This is a genomic window from Arthrobacter sp. BF1 (assembly GCF_056680215.1).
Map to the genome: position 1 here is coordinate 3,733,998 of NZ_CM155271.1, position 17,034 is coordinate 3,751,031.

The 17,034-nt window shown below is 64.1% G+C and carries 14 protein-coding genes; 6 read left to right on the forward strand and 8 right to left on the reverse strand.

Annotated elements, in window-relative coordinates; all coding sequences use genetic code 11:
* Positions 1–2: 2 nt before the first annotated feature.
* The 3 genes from AC1MCD_RS17560 to AC1MCD_RS17570 form a co-directional block, all read right to left on the reverse strand.
* The gene (locus tag AC1MCD_RS17560; protein ID WP_498673117.1) at positions 3–1,313 is read right to left on the reverse strand and encodes an ISL3 family transposase; all 1,311 of its coding nucleotides are present in this window, start codon (positions 1,311–1,313) and stop codon (positions 3–5) included.
* Positions 1,314–1,424: 111 nt separating this feature from the next.
* Complete coding sequence (locus tag AC1MCD_RS17565; protein ID WP_498673748.1) at positions 1,425–1,556, reverse strand: hypothetical protein; 132 nt, start codon at positions 1,554–1,556, stop codon at positions 1,425–1,427.
* Between the two features lie 139 nt (positions 1,557–1,695).
* Positions 1,696–3,279 (reverse strand): amino acid permease, encoded by a 1,584-nt coding sequence (locus AC1MCD_RS17570; RefSeq protein ID WP_498673749.1) that lies wholly within the window; start codon positions 3,277–3,279, stop codon positions 1,696–1,698.
* A 496-nt stretch (positions 3,280–3,775) separates the two neighbouring features.
* Between AC1MCD_RS17570 and AC1MCD_RS17575 the strand changes: the two genes are divergently transcribed.
* From AC1MCD_RS17575 to AC1MCD_RS17585, 3 genes are read left to right on the forward strand one after another with little or no spacing between them, the layout of a single operon-like run.
* Positions 3,776–5,179 (forward strand): DUF6421 family protein, encoded by a 1,404-nt coding sequence (locus AC1MCD_RS17575; RefSeq protein ID WP_498673750.1) that lies wholly within the window; start codon positions 3,776–3,778, stop codon positions 5,177–5,179.
* The gene (locus AC1MCD_RS17580; RefSeq protein ID WP_498673752.1) at positions 5,176–5,934 is read left to right on the forward strand and encodes an SDR family NAD(P)-dependent oxidoreductase; all 759 of its coding nucleotides are present in this window, start codon (positions 5,176–5,178) and stop codon (positions 5,932–5,934) included. The genes AC1MCD_RS17575 and AC1MCD_RS17580 overlap by 4 nt, the downstream gene beginning before the upstream one ends.
* Positions 5,931–7,046 carry a threonine aldolase family protein gene (locus tag AC1MCD_RS17585; RefSeq protein WP_498673753.1) on the forward strand — a complete coding sequence of 372 codons (1,116 nt, stop codon included), beginning with the start codon at positions 5,931–5,933 and terminating at the stop codon, positions 7,044–7,046. The genes AC1MCD_RS17580 and AC1MCD_RS17585 overlap by 4 nt, the downstream gene beginning before the upstream one ends.
* A gap of 69 nt (positions 7,047–7,115) precedes the next feature.
* Here AC1MCD_RS17585 and AC1MCD_RS17590 read toward each other — a convergent pair whose 3' ends face one another.
* Positions 7,116–9,134, reverse strand: coding sequence for an ABC transporter ATP-binding protein (locus AC1MCD_RS17590; RefSeq protein WP_498673755.1), 2,019 nt, complete (start codon positions 9,132–9,134; stop codon positions 7,116–7,118).
* Entirely contained in the window at positions 9,131–10,879 is a 1,749-nt protein-coding gene (locus AC1MCD_RS17595; protein WP_498673757.1) for an ABC transporter ATP-binding protein, read from the reverse strand. Before AC1MCD_RS17595 ends, AC1MCD_RS17590 begins: the two co-directional genes overlap by 4 nt.
* A gap of 749 nt (positions 10,880–11,628) precedes the next feature.
* Between AC1MCD_RS17595 and AC1MCD_RS17600 the strand changes: the two genes are divergently transcribed.
* Entirely contained in the window at positions 11,629–11,823 is a 195-nt protein-coding gene (locus tag AC1MCD_RS17600; RefSeq protein ID WP_498673759.1) for a hypothetical protein, read from the forward strand.
* Between the two features lie 137 nt (positions 11,824–11,960).
* Here AC1MCD_RS17600 and AC1MCD_RS17605 read toward each other — a convergent pair whose 3' ends face one another.
* Complete coding sequence (locus tag AC1MCD_RS17605; protein ID WP_498673760.1) at positions 11,961–12,587, reverse strand: TetR/AcrR family transcriptional regulator; 627 nt, start codon at positions 12,585–12,587, stop codon at positions 11,961–11,963.
* A gap of 164 nt (positions 12,588–12,751) precedes the next feature.
* On the opposite strand from AC1MCD_RS17605, the gene AC1MCD_RS17610 reads away from it, so the two are divergent.
* Together AC1MCD_RS17610 and AC1MCD_RS17615 are read left to right on the forward strand one after the other, a co-directional pair.
* Complete coding sequence (locus AC1MCD_RS17610) at positions 12,752–13,828, forward strand: alkene reductase (protein ID WP_498673762.1); 1,077 nt, start codon at positions 12,752–12,754, stop codon at positions 13,826–13,828.
* A gap of 115 nt (positions 13,829–13,943) precedes the next feature.
* Positions 13,944–14,657, forward strand: a complete 714-nt coding sequence (locus AC1MCD_RS17615; protein WP_498678402.1) for an SDR family oxidoreductase — start codon at positions 13,944–13,946, stop codon at positions 14,655–14,657.
* A 274-nt stretch (positions 14,658–14,931) separates the two neighbouring features.
* Here AC1MCD_RS17615 and AC1MCD_RS17620 read toward each other — a convergent pair whose 3' ends face one another.
* Together AC1MCD_RS17620 and AC1MCD_RS17625 are read right to left on the reverse strand one after the other, a co-directional pair.
* Positions 14,932–15,798, reverse strand: a complete 867-nt coding sequence (locus AC1MCD_RS17620) for an alpha/beta fold hydrolase (protein WP_498673764.1) — start codon at positions 15,796–15,798, stop codon at positions 14,932–14,934.
* A 26-nt stretch (positions 15,799–15,824) separates the two neighbouring features.
* Positions 15,825–16,820, reverse strand: a complete 996-nt coding sequence (locus AC1MCD_RS17625) for an NADP-dependent oxidoreductase (protein ID WP_498673767.1) — start codon at positions 16,818–16,820, stop codon at positions 15,825–15,827.
* Positions 16,821–17,034 lie beyond the last annotated feature (214 nt).

The window sequence follows — 17,034 nt, forward strand, 5'->3', positions numbered from 1 at the left end:
GCTCATCGCATTTGAGGGTGTAATCGGGGCCTGAATCCGCCGGCCTCGAGCAGTGATCGGGCGATGTAGTTTGCAAGGTTCCGGAAGCCGAGGGCGGAGCCGCGGAGGTGTTCGAGTCTGCCGTTGAGTGCTTCCGTGGGACCGTTGCTGGTGCCGGGGCGGTCGAAGTATGCGAGCACGTCCCCGGCACGGCGTTTCAGCGTCCGACCGAGCGTGATGACCTCGGTCAGCGCAGCGGGCACGCTGGCACTGATCGCGCCGATCAGTGCTTGCATGAGCTGTTTCCCCTGGGTGCCGTCGGGCTCGCGGTAGGCGGCGATGACGCGCTGGTAGATACCCCAGGTCGCTTCGACTTCGACATGGTCGTCCGCAACGAACAGGGACTCCAGCCTGTCCTTCTGCTTGTCGGTAAGCAGATCATGGCCGGTGTGCAGGGTCCGCCGGGCGGCGTAGAGCGGGTCCCCGGACCGTCCGCGGTGCCCGATGGTCTGCTGCTGCACGCGCTGGCGGCACCTGTCCAGGGCATCGCCGGCAAGCCGGACGACGTGAAACGGGTCCATGACCTCGACCGCGTCCGGGAGCTCTTCAGCGGCTGCGGTCTTGAACCCGGTGAACCCATCCATGGCAACGACTTCGATCCCGTCCCGCCAGACCTTGGGGCGCCCGGCGAGCCAGGACTTGAAAACCTGTTTCGAGCGGCCCTCGATCATGTCCAGCAACCGTGCCGGGCCGGTCCTGTCACGGACCGGGGTGAGGTCGATGATCACGGTGACGTACTTGTCCCCGCGCCGGGCGTGCCGCCAGACATGCTCATCAACGCCGATCACGGCGACGCCGTTGAACCGGCCCGGGTCCTCGATCAAGACCCGCTTGCCCTCGGCAAGGATCGCGTTGTTCGCGGTATGCCAGGACACGCCCAAGCCTTCCGCGACACGGGCGACGGTGAGGTGCTGGCACACGATGCCTTCCAGGGCCCAGCGCAGCCCGCGACGGGAGATCTTCGCCCGGGGCTGCGCGGCTTTGGAGATGTCCTGCCGCCACACGCGACCGCACCCGGTGCACTTGTAACGGCGGACCCTCACCAGCAGCGTCGTCGGCCGCCAGCCCAGCGGTTCGTGCGCGAGAGGCCGCGTGACCGTGCCGCGGGCGACGCCCTGCGCACCACACGAACGGCACCAATCATCCGGATCAACGGCACGGCATTCCACCACCGCCCGGCCAGGGACGAGAAGCTGTCCCGCAGCTTCCAGCCCAAGCTCATCGAGCCGGCAGAACGTAGTCAGGTCAGGAGGCAGGAAGGTAGCGTGGGACACGGCGAGGTCTTCCGGATGGGCAGTGTAGGAACTTCCATCATCGGAAGACCTCGACCCTTACCCGGTCACCGACGCGCCCACCCCGGCTACACCCTCAAATGCGATGAGCCGCTAAACCTCCGCCACTGGAGCCGCGAACTGCGCCTCATACAACCGCGCATACGCGCCGAGCGGCTCGAGGGCGGTGACTGCGGGGCCGATCTCGGAACCCATCCGCATGGTGACGGTGGTTTCGACGGTCACCTCAACGAAGACGGGAGCCGGAAGCCGCGGGTGACGATGGCCTGAGGATTGCCAGGGTGGGTCAGAAACGACCGTTACTGACCTGGGGAAGAGGGAAGCCGGGTGCTGTTCTCACCCGGCTTCCCTCTTTCTGGCCTAGTTACTGGGTGGCCCCCCTAGGTTGGTCCTCGACGTCCTTGGGTGCCGTGAGATCCATCTCGAGCAGCGGCACTACTTTGGACTTGGTGATGTAGCGGTGACCCAGCCATAGAACGATGAAGACTGGCAACCCGATGTAGGAGGAAAGCACCTCCACGGACCGTCCGGCAAGCACAGCCTCGTAGTTCTGTCCCGCGATGACCATTATGAGCAGGGCGAAGGCCAGCAGTGGGCCAATGGGGAACAGGGATGCTTTGTACGGCAGGTCGCTGACTTTGTTTCCCTGGGCCAGGAAGCCGCGCCTGAAACGGTAGTGGGAGACCGCGATTCCCGCCCAGACGATGAAGCCGCATAGGCCCGACATGTTCAGCAGCCAGGAGTAGGCTGCACCCTGCCCGACGATCGCGGAGAGGAACCCGAAGAGTCCCACGGCCGCCGTCGCGAGCAACGCCGCGATCGGCACACCACGCGCATTGGTTCGGCCGAAGGCCTTCGGGGCCATGCCGTCATGGGCCATGGCGTAAAGCATCCGAGTGGAGGCATATAGTCCGGAGTTGCCCGCGGACAGGATTGCGGTCAGGATCACGGCGTTCATCAAGGCCGCCGCGAAGGCGATTCCGGCGCGAGAGAAGACCAGGGTAAAGGGCGATGATGCAATATCGGACTCACCGGAGGCCAGCAGGCTCGGATCGGTGAACGGGATGAGGCAGCCGATGATAAAGATGGCGCCAATGTAGAAAAGCATGATACGCCAGAAGACAGTGCGGATAGCCTTCGGCACCTCGCGGCGCGGGTTCTTAGCTTCGCCGGCGGCGACCCCTACGAGCTCGGTGCCCTGGAAGGAGAACCCGGCAACCATGAAGACCGAGATGATCGAGACCCAACCCCCGTGGAACACCTCATCGCGGTTTTCCCAGTTGCTCAGTCCCGGAGAGTTATCCCCGAGGATGCCGAAAATCATCAGCACGCCGGCGATTAGGAAGAGCACCACTGCGCTGACCTTGATCAGTGAGAGCCAGAACTCCGACTCACCAAAGGCCTTGGCCGAGAGGGCATTGAGCCCGGTCAGCACCAGCAGGAAGATCCCGGCCCACACCCATCCTGGGACCCCCGGGAACCAGAAGTCCATGATGATTCCGGCCGCGACCAGCTCTGCGGCCACCGTGATGGCCCAGTTGAACCAATAGTTCCAGCCGATCGCGAACCCAAAGGACGGGGAGACGAAACGGGTGGCAAAGGACTGGAACGAACCGGCAACCGGAATTTTGGCCGACATCTCGCCCAGTGACTGCATCAACAGGAAGACCATCAGCCCGACCAGCGCGTAGCCGACCAACGCACCGCCGGGACCCGCCTGGGAAATGGTGCTGCCCGAGGCCACAAACAGCCCGGTGCCGATCGCACCGCCGATGGCGATCATCTGCAGGTGGCGGTGGTTCAGCCCGCGCTTGAGTTCGTTGGTGGATTCGCCGGTAGGGCGATCTGCCGCTATCGCAAGGGAGGACCCCTGTGTTCCATCGGGCTTGATTTCTTCTTCGAAATCAATAGCCCGATCACTTATTTGCGTGTGGGAGCCAAGTCCCATGGTGCCTCCGAAAAGGTAGCTGCGGTGAATTTGGGCCTTCCGAAGCCCTCGGGCCGGGAAGGATGGTGATCAAGCTAACACACGCAAAGGAAGCGACATTTGGTATGGCGAATGTTGCAGGTCCGACGGGTCAAGTCCTTACGCATTGGCGGTGGCAATCCGATCTGAGCCCAAGAGTTGCTGATTTGATGTAGCCGGGTGGCTAAGCAGCTCTGATGATCTGCTATGGCGCGCCGATAGGCGGCGAGTAGACCACGCTACTGATGGCACAAGTGGCAGGAGCTGAACCTCGACTCGTCCCGATACCGCTGCTTATTCATCGTGATGCGCCGTTTCTGGGACGTCTTAAAAACACCCGACCCAAAGGTCAGACGCAGGCATTGCGCTGAAGAGAGTCCGCGAGCAAAAGGATTTCTTATGCATGTGGGAAGAACCCTTCACGGATGCTTACGCACTGCTAGCTTCTTCAGGAATCCCCTCAACGGAAGGAACGAGCATGTCTGTAATCGCAAACCCTGAAGTGACAACCATCCGGGCAGAAGACCTCAAGGCGCTCCCCGCATGGCAGGCTCTGAAGGCGGCCGTCGTCGGGCTGCAGCAGGTTCAAGTGCAGGACGGTTCCGTTCCGGAACCCGCTGACCATGACCAGGCCCGCCGGAATGTCGGCATCATCACGGACTCAATCAGCGATCTGCGCCACCACCTCCCCCACGACACGGACTACCTTGAACTGCTCGTGCAGGACTTCCAGCGGTGGGCGTCCGAAGGCTTCGTCGTACCGGATTTCCTCGACTCATTGGTAGCCTTCCACCCCGAGCAGTGGCGCATCGACGGGCTGCCGCACCTGGTTCTGTTTCCCATGTACACGCAGAACGGCAGCACGAACCGCTACTTCGAGGCCGTCCTCATCGAGGTCATTTGGCCTGCATTCGTGGCTGATTTGGAGGCAACAAACTACTCCAACAAGCTGTTCGTCCCCATCAGCTTCATCGATTTCACGCCCGGCTACGACACGAACTCCGCAGTTCTTTTCCCCGAGAGCGTAGCGGTCCGGAGCACCCCTTCCTTCACGTGGGGAGGTATCTTCGCGGACCGCGAAGCTGCCCGGTTCCGCCGCGTCCTAAAAGCTGCTGCCGACATCACTTCCCTGGACCTGCCCGCTGACGCCGCGGAATTCATCGACGACCAGCACCTCACGGAGAAGACCTTCGTGATGTGGGATCTGATCCATGACCGGACCCACATGCGCGGTGACCTGCCCTTTGACCCGTTCATGATCAAGCAGCGGATGCCGTATTTCCTGTACTCCCTGGAGGAGCTCCGCTGCGATCTGACCGCCTTCCGCGAGTCCGTCCTCATCGAGCGGGACGAAACGGCTTCCGAGGACGCCCGCAAGCACGCCAAGCTCGTCCAGTACGCCGTGATCTTCGACCGCATTTTCCGCTTCGCGATTACCGGGAACCGGGTCCGTAACTACGACGCCGTGGGCGGCCAGTTGCTGTTCGCCTGGATGCACCAGCACCGGGTCCTGCACTGGACCGATGGAAAGTTGAGCATCGACTGGAAGGACGTCGCCAACGTGGTCGTCGAGCTGGGCCTGCGCATCGAAGAACTCTACTGGCGTTCGATCGACCGGCCGAAGACCGCACACTGGCTCGCTGCCTATGAGCTCGTCTCGGAAACCCTCACCCCCCACCCGGCCTCCGTATGGGCCAAGGGACCGGAGGCCCTTCCGCTGGACGGCGCGCCCCGGGGTCTGACGGACCAGATCCTTGATGACGAATTCCCCCTGTCGATGTTCTACGAGGCACTGGAGAAGAAGATGCGCCCCGTTATTGACTCAACTGCAGGAATCACAGGTAAGAGCCCTGTCAAGACTGAGGGCAGGGCGGGCGCATGAGCCAGGACCTCTCGGGGCGAACGGTCGTCGTCGCCGGTTCGACAAGCGCCGCAGGCGTCGCAGTAGTCCGCGCCCTTTCGCAGGCAGGGGCACGCGTGGCTGCGGTGGACATCCTTGAGGACCGGGTGCAGGAGCTCGCGGTCGCGTACAACAATGTCACGGGCTATGTCTGCAACCTCGCGGACCTGCAAGCCGTTGAGGACTTGGCAACCTCGGTCCGGAACGATCTGGGTCCCGTGGACGGCCTTATCCATCTTGTAGGAGGGTGGCGGGGCGGTACCGGAATTACAGGCCAGACGGATGAAGACTGGGACTTCCTGCACACGAGCGTCCTCACCACACTGAGGAACACCAGCCGCGCTTTTTACGACGATTTGGCTGCCTCCCCTGCGGGTCGCCTGGCCGTCGTTTCCGCACAGTCCGCATCCTCGCCGACAGCGGGCGGCGCCGCCTATGCCGCCGTCAAGTCCGCTGCCGAGGCATGGACCCTGGCCGTGGCCGACGGATTCCGGCACCTGCAGGGAGGAAATGAAAGCCCCCACTCCGCTCAGCACTCAGCCGCCTTGGTCTTCGTCGTCAAGGCTCTGGTCGATGACCGGATGCGCGCAGCCCAGCCGGAACGGAAATTTCCGGGCTACACCGATGTCAGTGTCCTCGCCGGCGCTGTACGGCGGATCTTCGATCTGGAGGCAGAACAGATCAACGGGCAGCGCTTGCCCCTCAAGGCCGGCCACCTCGCGGGTGCACCGGCATGAGCGTCAGCGTTGATACAAAAGCAGGCGTCCCACAGGTACTGGCGGGGCGCCTGCACGACCCGGCATACCGGGGCTTCGCTTCGGATAACTACGCCGGGGCACACGCCGAAATCGTCGAAGCAGTTCAGGCAGCCAACGGGGGCCACGTCACCGCATACGGCGAAGATGCCTACACAGCAGCGCTTCAAGTTGTCATCAAGTCCCATTTCGGGGCAGCTGCTACCGCATATCCGGTCTTCAATGGAACAGGGGCCAATGTCCTTGCCCTGCAAGCCCTGCTCCCGCGTTGGGGCGCTGTCATCTGCGCAGCAACAGCGCATATCAATACCGACGAAAACGGCGCCCCGGAACGGATTGGCGGAATAAAGCTCCTCCCTGTCCCCACACCGGATGGCAAACTCACCCCGGAATTGATCGACGCCGAAGCCTGGGGGTGGGGAGACGAGCATCGGGCGCAACCGCTGGTCGTATCGATCACCCAGACCACCGAACTGGGCACCTGCTACACGCCGGAAGAAATCCAACGGATCGCTGAACACGTCCATGCGAAGGGAATGAAACTGCACCTGGACGGAGCAAGGCTGGCCAACGCTGCAGCACATCTTGGGCTTCCTTTGCGGGCATTCACCACCGACGTCGGTGTCGACGTCCTGTCTTTTGGCGGCACCAAAAACGGGCTGTTGTTCGGCGAAGCCGTTATCTGGCTCAGCTCACAGTCCGACCCAGGCATGAGCTACCTGCGCAAGATGAACATGCAGCTGGCCTCAAAGATGCGTTTCGTCTCTGCGCAACTCGTAGCCCTGCTAACTGATGGGTTGTGGCTGCGGTCCGCCTGTCAGGCCAACGAGATGGCTCAAAGCCTCAGCAAAGGAATCTCGGCCATTAACGGCGTCTCGCTGACGCAACCAACTCAGTCCAATGGCGTCTTTGCCGTCCTTCCAACCGGGGCAGCCGCGAAAGTCCGGGAATCCTTCCGCTTCTATGACTGGGACCAGGCACTCGGGGAAGTCCGGTGGATGTGCTCGTGGGACACCACCGAGACCGACGTCCACTCTCTCGTTGCTGCAGTGAAGGCTGCCGTAGGCTCTCCAGCCAACGAATCGGCTAAATAAGGAGACGTATCTGCCATCCAGTGGCGGTACTTTCCAGCGGGCGCGGCCTCAAGAGGCCGCGCCCGCTCCCTAAACCTCCGCGACAGGGGCCGCGAACTGCGCCTCATACAGCCGGGCATAGGCCCCGCCCGCCGCCAACAGCGAAGCGTGCGTCCCCTGCTCCACGATCTGGCCGGCCTCCATCACCAGGATGAGGTCGGCGTCGCGGATGGTGGAGAGCCGGTGGGCGATGACAAAAGAAGTCCGGTCGGACCGCAAGGCCCGCATGGCCTTCTGCACCAGCACCTCGGTCCGGGTGTCAACTGAAGAAGTCGCCTCGTCCAGAATCAGCACCGACGGCCGGGCCAGGAACGCCCGGGCAATCGTCAGCAGCTGCTTCTCCCCCGCAGACACATTCCCACCTTCATCCTCCAGTACCGTGTCATACCCCTCAGGCAGCGAGCGCACGAACCGGTCCACGTACGTCGCCCGCGCCGCCTCCAGGATCTCGTCCTCGGTAGCCGAGGGCCGCCCGTACGCGATGTTGTCCCGGATGGTCCCGCCGAACAGCCACGTGTCCTGCAGCACCATGCCCAGCCGGGAGCGCAGCTCGCGCCGCGGCACCGAGGTGACGTCCACGCCGTCGAGCGTTATCCGCCCCGCATCCAGCTCGTAGAACCGCATCATCAGGTTCACCAGCGTGGTCTTGCCTGCCCCGGTGGGCCCGACGATCGCCACCGTCTGCCCCGGCTCCGCCACGAGACTCAAAGAGGAAATCAGCGGCTTGTCAGGCGAATACGAGAACGACACGTCCTCGAACACCAGCCGTCCCCGCCCAAACACCGGACCCGAAGAAGCAGCAGGCTCAGCAGACTCCTCGTCCTCATCCAACAACGAGAACACCCGCTCGGCGGACGCCACGCCGGACTGCAGCAAATTCGCCATGGACCCCAGCTGCGCCAGCGGCATGGTGAACTGCCGCGAGTACTGAATGAACGCCTGCACATCGCCCAACTGCATGGACCCGGACGCCACCTGGAGACCGCCCACCACGGCGATCCCCACGTACACCAGGTTCCCGATGAACGTCATGGCCGGCATGATCAGCCCGGAAATGAACTGCGCGCCGAAACTCGCGTCGTACAGCTCCACGTTCTTCTGCCGGAACTGCTCCTCCACCTCACGCTGCCGGCCGAACACCTTCACCAGCGCATGCCCGGTGTACGTCTCCTCGATCTGCCCGTTCAGCTCGCCCGTGTGCTTCCACTGCGCCACAAACAGCTTCTGCGAGCGCTTGGCGATCAGCGCCGTGATCCCCAGCGTCAGCGGCACGGTCACCAGCGCGATCAGCGCCAGCGTGGGTGAGAGGATCACCATCATCACCAGCACACCCGCCACCGTCAGCACCGACGTGACCGCCTGGCTGATGGACTGCTGCAGGCTCTGGGACACGTTGTCCACGTCGTTGGTCACCCGGCTCAGCAACTCGCCGCGCTGGATCGAATCGAAATAGCGCAGCGGCAGCCGGTGGATCTTCGCCTCGATCTCCTCCCGCAGCCCGAACACCGTCCGCTGCACCACCCCGTTCAGCACATACGCCTGCACCCACATAAACGCCGATGCCAGCACATACAGCACCAGCGCCCACGTCAGCACAGTGCCCAGCGCGGCGAAGTCGATCCCCTGCCCCGGCGTCAGCGCCATGGGCGTGAGCATGTCCGCCTTCTGGTTCTCCCCCGCTGCCCGCAACTGCGCGATCAGCTGCTCCTTGGTCACCCCGGCAGGCAGTTGCCTGGACACCACGCCGGCGAAAATCAGGTTGGTGCCCTCCCCCAGCAGCCGCGGCCCGATCACCGAGAGCGTCACGCTGGCCACCCCCATGACCAGCACCAGCAGCAGCCACGCCCGTTCCGGCCGCAGCGTGCCCAGCAGCCGCCTGGCCGACGGCCAGAAGTTCATCGCCTTCTCCGCCGGGATGTTCATCCCGCCGAACGGTCCGCCGCGTCCCGGTCCGCCCGCTGGACGCGGAATGCGTACGACGGCGGCAGTACCGGTTTTCGGGGCGGGTGCGGTTCCGGCGCTGGTTCCGGAAGAGGGTTGGCGGCTCATACCGTCTCCTCCGCTGCGAGCTGGGAGGAGACGATCTCGCGGTACGTCTCGGACGTTTCCAGCAGCCTGCGGTGCGTGCCGCGCGCGACGATCCTGCCGTCGTCGAGCACCAGGATCTGGTCCGCGTCCACGATGCTGGACACCCGCTGGGCGATGATCACCAGCGTGGCGCCGGCGGTGTTGCGCTTGAGCGCCTGGCGGAGCCGGGCGTCGGTGCCGGTGTCCAGGGAGGAGAACGAGTCGTCGAAGATGTACAGTTCGGGCCGTTTCACCAGCGCACGGGCGATGGCCAGCCGCTGCCGCTGCCCGCCGGAAACGTTGGTGCCGCCCTGGCTGATGGGCGCGTCCAGCCCGCCTTCCATTTCCTCCACGAAGTCCCGGGCCTGGGCGATCTCCAGCGCTTTCCAGAGCTCGTCTTCGGTGGCGTCCGGTTTGCCGTACTGCAGGTTGCTGCGCACGGTGCCGCTGAACAGGTACGGCTTCTGCGGGACCAGGCCGATGTGCCCCCAGAGCAAATCCGGGTGCAGCTCGCGCACGTCTACGCCGTCGATCATCACCGAGCCGGTGGTGGCGTCGAACAGCCGCGGCATGAGGTTCACCAGGGTGGTCTTTCCGGCGCCGGTGCTGCCGATGATCGCCGTGGTCTGCCCTGCCTTGGCGGTGAAGCTGATCCCCGAGAGGACGGGCTGGTCGGCCCCCGGGTAAGCAAATCCGACGTCGAGCATTTCCAGCTGCCCTCGCCGGTGCCCGTCCGGCGACACGGCGGAGCTGACGGGATTCAGCGGCGGCCGCACACTCGATTCCGTGTTCAGCACCTCACCGATCCGGTCCGCTGAGACTGCGGCGCGCGGGATCATCACCGCCATGAACGTGGCCATCATGACGGACATCAGGATCTGCATCAGGTAGCTCAGGAACGCGATGAGGGTGCCCACCTGCATGGAGCCGTCCTCGATCCGGAACGAGCCGAACCAGATTACGGCCACGCTGGAGACGTTCAGCACCAGCATCACCACGGGGAACGCGAGCGCCATCAGCCGGCCGGCACGCAGCGCGGTGTCCGTGACGTCCTCGTTGGCCTGGGCGAAGCGGGCGGTCTCGATGTCCTCGCGGACGAACGCGCGCACCACGCGGATGCCGGTGAGCTGCTCGCGGAGCACCCGGTTCACGGTGTCGATCCGCTTCTGCATCTTCCGGAACAGCGGCACCATGCGGACGATGATCAGCCCCACGCCGATCATGAGCGCGGGCACGGCGACGGCGATCAGCCACGACAGCTGCACGTCCTGCCGGACCGCCATGATGACGCCGCCGATGGCGAGCATGGGCGCGGCCACCATCATGGTGGCGCCCATCAGCACCAGCTGCTGGACCTGCTGGACGTCGTTGGTGGAGCGCGTGATCAGGCTGGGCGCGCCGAACTTCGTGACTTCCTGCTCCGAGAACTCGCCGACCCTTTGGAAAATAGCCCCGCGGAGGTCCCTTCCGGCGCCCATCGCGGCCTTCGCCCCGAAGTACACAGCAATTACCGAGCACACGATCTGCAGCAGGGTGATCCCCAGCATCAAACCGCCCAGGTTCAGGATGACCCCGGTGTCGCCTTTGGCCACGCCCTCGTCAATGATGTCCGCGTTCAGCGTGGGCAGGTACAGCGACGCGATGGACTGCGCCAGCTGGAAAATCACGACGGCGATCAGCAGCTGCCGGTGCGGCCGCAGGTATTCAACAAGCAGTTTCCAGAGCATCAGGCTCCAAACGTTCCGTCCCGCGATTTATGGTGCGGAGGTCAGTTTACGTCCGGAGGCTGGGATTGAGCCGGGTGGGCGGTGTGGAAAATGGGCCGGTTCTCCGACAGCGTATTCGCCGGTCCTGCTGGGCGCGTTCGCCTACTTGGCTGGCTCATCGGCCGCCTTCTGCACAGGTCAGACACCGCCATCAGCTAGCGCGGCTATCCGATGCCGGGGATGGGCGTAGGTGCCCTCATGAACATCAGCGTGGTATCAGGTTTCCCGCTGGACGCCGCGGCAGCCGGCGAGGGCTGATCGTGGTCAGGGACCGGTTCCTCCGCCGCTGGATTGTGTCGGTGACGCTGGCGGAAGCCGCAGGGTTGCCCTTCCCGCGATGGTGGGCGGCATCCTGAGCCTCCTTGCCGCGCCGGCTGGTGTGGTCTATCCGGCCATGGTTCTGGCCGGCGCGTGTGAAGGCGTTTTGCTGGGATTCGGCCAGTCCATCGGGTTAGGGCACGCAATACCCAGGACACCCTGGATCCTCGCGACCGCGGCAGGAGCAGCCGCAGCCTGGTCCATTGGGATGCTCCCAAGCAGCCTGGCGGGATCGACTTTGGCTCACCCTGGGTGATTGTCCTAACGGTGGTGCTCGGCTTTGTGCTTCTGCTCTCCATCCCGGCACTCCAATGGTTGGTCCTGCGGCGCCAAGGAGTGCGGACCGCCTTCTGGATTCCCGTCAACGCGGGCGCCTGGGCCGCGGGAATCCTGTGGACACTTGCCCGTCGCCGTTCATTGACGAAACCACCCCGGCGTCGGCCCTGTTCGGCGTCTACCTGCTGGCCGGGCTGCTCATGGCGGCCACCGTAGCGGTCCTGACGGGCTTCGCGGCACGGCGCATTGCTTCCGGCGCCGCCCAAGGTGGACCTGTGCAACCTGGACCAAGAGTTGCCTCGGGCAGCTAGCTTTATCGACGTTTGAACAGGGGCCGGGGAGGTTCCGGACCGGGCTGCCAGGCAAGCTATGCCAAAAGCCACCCGGAATTTCAGGGATGTCAGGGTTGGCCGGTGATCACCAGCGGCCATCATGGATCGGTGCAGCTTCACTGCGTTGTTGGGAGCGTTCCCCGTGTCTGCAAGAGAACGGCGACCTGCTCTGAGATCTCGGAGAGGATTTCGTCAACGGAGCTGGCGATCTTGATCGTGGCCGCCATGCTGAGGAACATGATCGCGGAGACCATGTGTGCGAGCGTTGCAGCGTCCCTGGGCTCGATGCGCGGGTCACGCCGCAAGACGTCGGCAATCGCTTCCTCGGTTTGAACGGTTAGGGCGAGGGCATCGCGGTGGTGGGGCTCCTCAGGGTCGCCGAACACGATCTCTCGAAGGTAGGTTCGGCCGTTGTCAATCTGCTTGCGGTTGCACTCCACGACCGGGCGAACGATCGCCATCACTGCCTCGAACACATCGGGGACTGCCTCGGCGGCCGTTTTGCCCTCCACGAGCGCGTCGCTGTAGCTGGAGTTCTGCACGAGCAGGAGCAACTCGGCTTTGGTTTTGGCGTACAGGAATAGAGTCCCCGTACCGATGTCAGCCTTATCTGCGATCTGCTGGGTGGTGACGTCATCGACACCATGCTCGGAGAAGAGCTCCCGCGCGGCGGCCGTAATGCGGTCGAGCTTGTCCTGCTTGTTCCGCTCGCGCCGTCCGACGGACTGAGGGGCGACTGACATTGAGTGTTCCTTCGGGAATAGAATCTGACTACGCTCAGTTATGAGCATAGTCGCTACTGTTTGCGGCTCAAAAGTGCCTTCGCTCATTCTCTCACGGCCTATGCACTTCGGGCCGGCGCAGCGGTGATATCCACGACCGATCGATCAAAGGAACAACCTTTCCCATGACCTTGTCTTCTCTCTGGCAGCCGTTCACCCTCGGCCGGGTGGAACTCCCTCACCGACTCGCACTGGCACCAATGACCCGTACGAGGGCCAACCAGGATGGCACGCTGAACGACCTCGCCGCCGAGTACTACGCGCAGCGCGCCTCCCTTGGATTGATCATCACGGAGGGGGTGCAGCCGTCGGAGGATGGACAGGGCTACATGAACACTCCGGGGATCTACACGCCCGAGCACGTCGAAGGCTGGCGAAAGGTCACCGAGGCGGTGCACGCCGGTGGTGGGGCCGTGTTCATCCAGCTGATGCACGCGGGCCGGATGTCCCACCCCGACAACACGCCGCACCACCGCCTGCCCGTGGCACCCTCGGCGATCTCCGCCGACCAGGACATGCTCACCCCCACCGGACCGCAGAAGACCCCGGTCCCGCGCGAGCTGAGCGTCAATGACATCCGGGCCACCATCGCCGAGTTCCGGCACGCCGCGGCTTCCGCCATCGCCGCCGGCGCCGACGGAGTCGAAATCCACGGCGCGAACGGATACCTGCTGCACCAGTTCCTCTCCCCCAACGCCAACCACCGCAACGACTCCTACGGCGGCTCCGTGGAAAATCGGTCCCGGTTCGTGATCGAGGTCGCCAGGGCCGTCGCCGATGAGATCGGGGCGGACCGTGTTGGTATCCGCCTCTCCCCTGCCATGCCGTTGGGCGGCATCAACGAGGGCGACACCGAGAGCGTGCGGGCCCAGTACCGGCATCTGGTCGGTGAGCTCGCCACGCTGAACCTGGCATACCTGCACCTGCACCACGTCGGCGACGACGAGCTGCTGCGCTCTTTCAGGGACGCATGGCCGACGGCGGTGCTCGTGGTCCGCTACGGACGAACCCGCGAGCAGATCGCCGGGGATATCGACGCGGGCCTTGCTGACATTGCCCCGCTGGGCCGTTTCGCGCTGGCCAACCCCGATATCGTCGAGCGGCTGCGCGCAAACGTCCCGCTGAACGAACTGGATCCGGCCACCATCTACGGCGGCGGCGCGGCCGGCTACACCGACTACCCGGCCATGGCACACGCCTGATGTAGTGCCCGAGACACGCCAGCCCCGGCCGCTCCCGGGCCAGCCGAAGGTCGGCGCACTCAAACCATCCGCACCATCCGGTACGGATAACCTCACCAGAAGAAAGTCCATGAAAATGCCCTCACTCAATGGAGCAGTCGTCCTCGTCACCGGAGCAAACGGCGGCATCGGAACCCACTTCGTCAAAGACGCCCTCGCACGCGGCGCCAGCAAGGTCTACGCCAGCGCCCGAACCCCCCGCACCTGGGAGGACGAGCGCATCGTCCCGCTCACCCTCGATGTCACCGACCCCGACTCCATCCAGGCAGCAGTCCAGGCCGCCGGGGACGTCACGGTACTGATCAACAACGCCGGAGCCTCCGTGGCCAGCAGCGGCATCCTCACCCACACCACTGAAGAAATCCGAACCAACGTCGAGACGAACTTCCTCGGCCCACTGTTCCTCACCCGGGCATTCGCTCCGATCCTGTCAGCGAGGGAAGAGTCTGCGATCATCAACATCCACTCCGCCCTGAGCTGGTACGCCGTCGCCGGTATCTACAGCGCCACCAAGGCCGCCCTCTGGTCGGCCACCAACTCACTGCGCCTCGAGCTCGCCCCCGCAGGCGTCCACGTCGTCGGTGTGCACGTCGGCTATGTCGACACCGCGATGGCGGCACACACCGCAGAGCCGAAGACGGACCCGGCCGATCTCGTGCGTACCGTATTGGACGCGGTCGAAGCCGGTGAGTACGAGGTCCTCGCCGACGACACGTCCGTGCAGCTCAAGGCCGGACTCAGCACCCCCATCGAGGCCGTATACCCACAGCTGACCGCCAAGAACGCCTAAAACACCCGTGGCGCCGTGGTCATGACACGATCTCATGACCGCGGCGCCACCAATCCCCGATTAAACGAGGGCGGGTATCCTCGACACTTTTAGAAGAATGCCGCCCGGGCTGACTTGTCTGCGAAGCCGAGGATCAGTGAGGCGTGAAAGTGCTGGTGACTTCCGCGACGCCGTCGATCTTCCGATCGACGGGGATGTCAGTTTCGATGCCGACGGCCGCCGGCCAGAAGCCCGGATTTGTCTCGGCGAGATGGAGCTGCCGGTACTCTTTCCGTCAGCGGGAGAGGAACTCTGCCGCGATGGGGGCGAACTTGTCGTGGAACTGAAAGATACCTCCGTGGCCGGAGCCTGGGTAGATGATCAGTTCGGAGCCGCTGATGCGGCGGTGCAGATCCTCGGAGAGGATCGAGGGCACCATCCGATCGTTGTCCCCGTTGGCGATCAGGGTGGGCTGGGTGATCTTCGACAGGTCAGCCGGCGTCCCGCGCCCCCACTTCTTGATCGCTTTCAGCTGGGTCTGGAACGCTTTGACCCTGATCGGCGCGTCGCGGTCGGCGGTTCGCTCCTCGAGTCGCTTCACGAATGCTTTACCGGCTTGCTTGCCCGCGGTGTCGCGGTTGAAGAACAGGAATTCCTTGGGGTCGGACCTGGTAAGGGTGGCCCGGAGCATGTCGTAGTAGGTGGTCCTGGCAACCTTATCCATACCCTTGCCGCCCTTGGGTCCGGTACCGGTGAGGACGAGCTTGCGGACGAGGCCTGGGTGCTTAAGGACCAGGGCCTGGGCGACCATCCCGCCGAGGGAGAAGGAGAAGATGTCGATTTTCCCGAATCCGAGCGCCTTGATGAAGTCGTAGGCGTCGTCGGCCATCGCCTCGATGCTGTCGGGCACCTGGCCGGTCGCGGCGCCCACACCCTGGTTGTCGAACGTGATGACATGGTGGTTCTTCGCGATGGCGTCGATGATGCGTGGATCCCAGTTGTCCAGGGTGGCTGCGAGGTGGACGAAGAAGATGACGGGGATGCCGCCCTTAGGGCCAAGCTCCCGGTAGGCGTAGCTGACGCCGCCGGCGCTGAACCGGCGGGACGGCGCTTTGGCGTAGGACGTAGCTACGGGTTCGTCTAAGGACTCGTGCGCGTTCATGACGGTTCTCCTGTGAAGTTGGCTGGTCAGGGGTGGCTGATGACGGCCTTGCCACGGATGCCGCCCTTTTCCAGGCCCTCGAGGGCCTCGATGGTCCGGCCGAAAGGGAAAACGCGGCCGACGACGGGGCGGAGCACGCCGTCGTCGATCAGTGCGGTGATCTGGCGCAGCTGGTCGCCACTGGCGCGCATGAACAGGAATTCGTAACTGACGCCTATCTTCCGGGCCTGCCGGCGTATACCTGCGCTGAGGCCGCTGATGGCCAGGCGGAGCACCGGATTCAGGCCGGCTTCGCGGGCAAATGCCGGGTCCGGAGGCCCTGCAATGCCGATCGCTTTGCCGCCGGGCTTGAGCACGCGCAGCGACTTCTCTAGATTTTCGCCGCCGAGGCTGTCCAGCACCAGGTCACAGCCACTCAGGAGCTGTTCGAAGTCTTGGCTGCGGTAGTCAATGACGGTGTCTGCGCCGAGCTCGCGCACGAAGTCCAGGTTGGAGGCACTTGCTGTGGTCGCCACGGTCGCCCCGAGGTGCTTGGCGAGTTGGATGGCGATCGATCCGACTCCCCCGGCGCCGGCGTGGATGAGGACCTTCTGGCCGGGCCCCACGTTGCCGCGCTCAACAAGCGCCTGCCACGCGGTCAGTGCGACCAAGGGAAGCGAGGCCGCCTCCTCCATGCTGATTGAAGCCGGTTTCAGCGCCAGATCGGCCTCGGCAATGGCGATTCGCTCGGCGAACGTGCCGATGCGGTCCTGGCCGGGGCGTGCGTAAACCTCATCGCCAGGCTTGAACGCGCGCACCCTGGAACCGACACGGATGACGGTACCCGCGACATCGTTTCCGGCGATCAAAGGAAGTCGGTACGGCAGGATCTGCTTGAGCTGGCCGGCCCGGATCTTCTCGTCGAGCATGTTGAGGCCCGCGGCCTGCACCTGCACCAGCACATCCTGCTCCCCCACTGTGGGCTCAGGAACATTCCATTCCTGCAGCGGGCCTTTGTACTTTTTGACGACGAACGCTCTCATGGCTCCGACTCCCTCCTGATGGTGCTGCAATTACTGACTAACCTCAATTATGAGTTTAGTCAATAATGCTGTCAAGAGAAACCTGCCCGCCCCTTGCCGTCCTCTCGTTCGACGGAACCTCTGAATCGGAGTTCAGCTGGCCTCAGCTCACGACTGTCCGGCAGCCCATCACCAGAGTGCCGAAGCAGCGTTCGAGGCAGCGCTCTCTGACAAC

Excerpts from the sequence above, each read along its gene's own strand:
- AC1MCD_RS17570 (WP_498673749.1), bottom strand. The coding sequence starts at position 3,279 with ATGGGACTTGGCTCCCACACGCAAATAAGTGATCGGGCTATTGATTTC.
- AC1MCD_RS17575 (WP_498673750.1), top strand. The coding sequence starts at position 3,776 with ATGTCTGTAATCGCAAACCCTGAAGTGACAACCATCCGGGCAGAAGAC.
- AC1MCD_RS17580 (WP_498673752.1), top strand. The coding sequence starts at position 5,176 with ATGAGCCAGGACCTCTCGGGGCGAACGGTCGTCGTCGCCGGTTCGACA.
- AC1MCD_RS17585 (WP_498673753.1), top strand. The coding sequence starts at position 5,931 with ATGAGCGTCAGCGTTGATACAAAAGCAGGCGTCCCACAGGTACTGGCG.
- AC1MCD_RS17590 (WP_498673755.1), bottom strand. The coding sequence starts at position 9,134 with ATGAGCCGCCAACCCTCTTCCGGAACCAGCGCCGGAACCGCACCCGCC.
- AC1MCD_RS17595 (WP_498673757.1), bottom strand. The coding sequence starts at position 10,879 with ATGCTCTGGAAACTGCTTGTTGAATACCTGCGGCCGCACCGGCAGCTG.
- AC1MCD_RS17605 (WP_498673760.1), bottom strand. The coding sequence starts at position 12,587 with ATGTCAGTCGCCCCTCAGTCCGTCGGACGGCGCGAGCGGAACAAGCAG.
- AC1MCD_RS17610 (WP_498673762.1), top strand. The coding sequence starts at position 12,752 with ATGACCTTGTCTTCTCTCTGGCAGCCGTTCACCCTCGGCCGGGTGGAA.
- AC1MCD_RS17615 (WP_498678402.1), top strand. The coding sequence starts at position 13,944 with ATGCCCTCACTCAATGGAGCAGTCGTCCTCGTCACCGGAGCAAACGGC.
- AC1MCD_RS17620 (WP_498673764.1), bottom strand. The coding sequence starts at position 15,798 with ATGAACGCGCACGAGTCCTTAGACGAACCCGTAGCTACGTCCTACGCC.
- AC1MCD_RS17625 (WP_498673767.1), bottom strand. The coding sequence starts at position 16,820 with ATGAGAGCGTTCGTCGTCAAAAAGTACAAAGGCCCGCTGCAGGAATGG.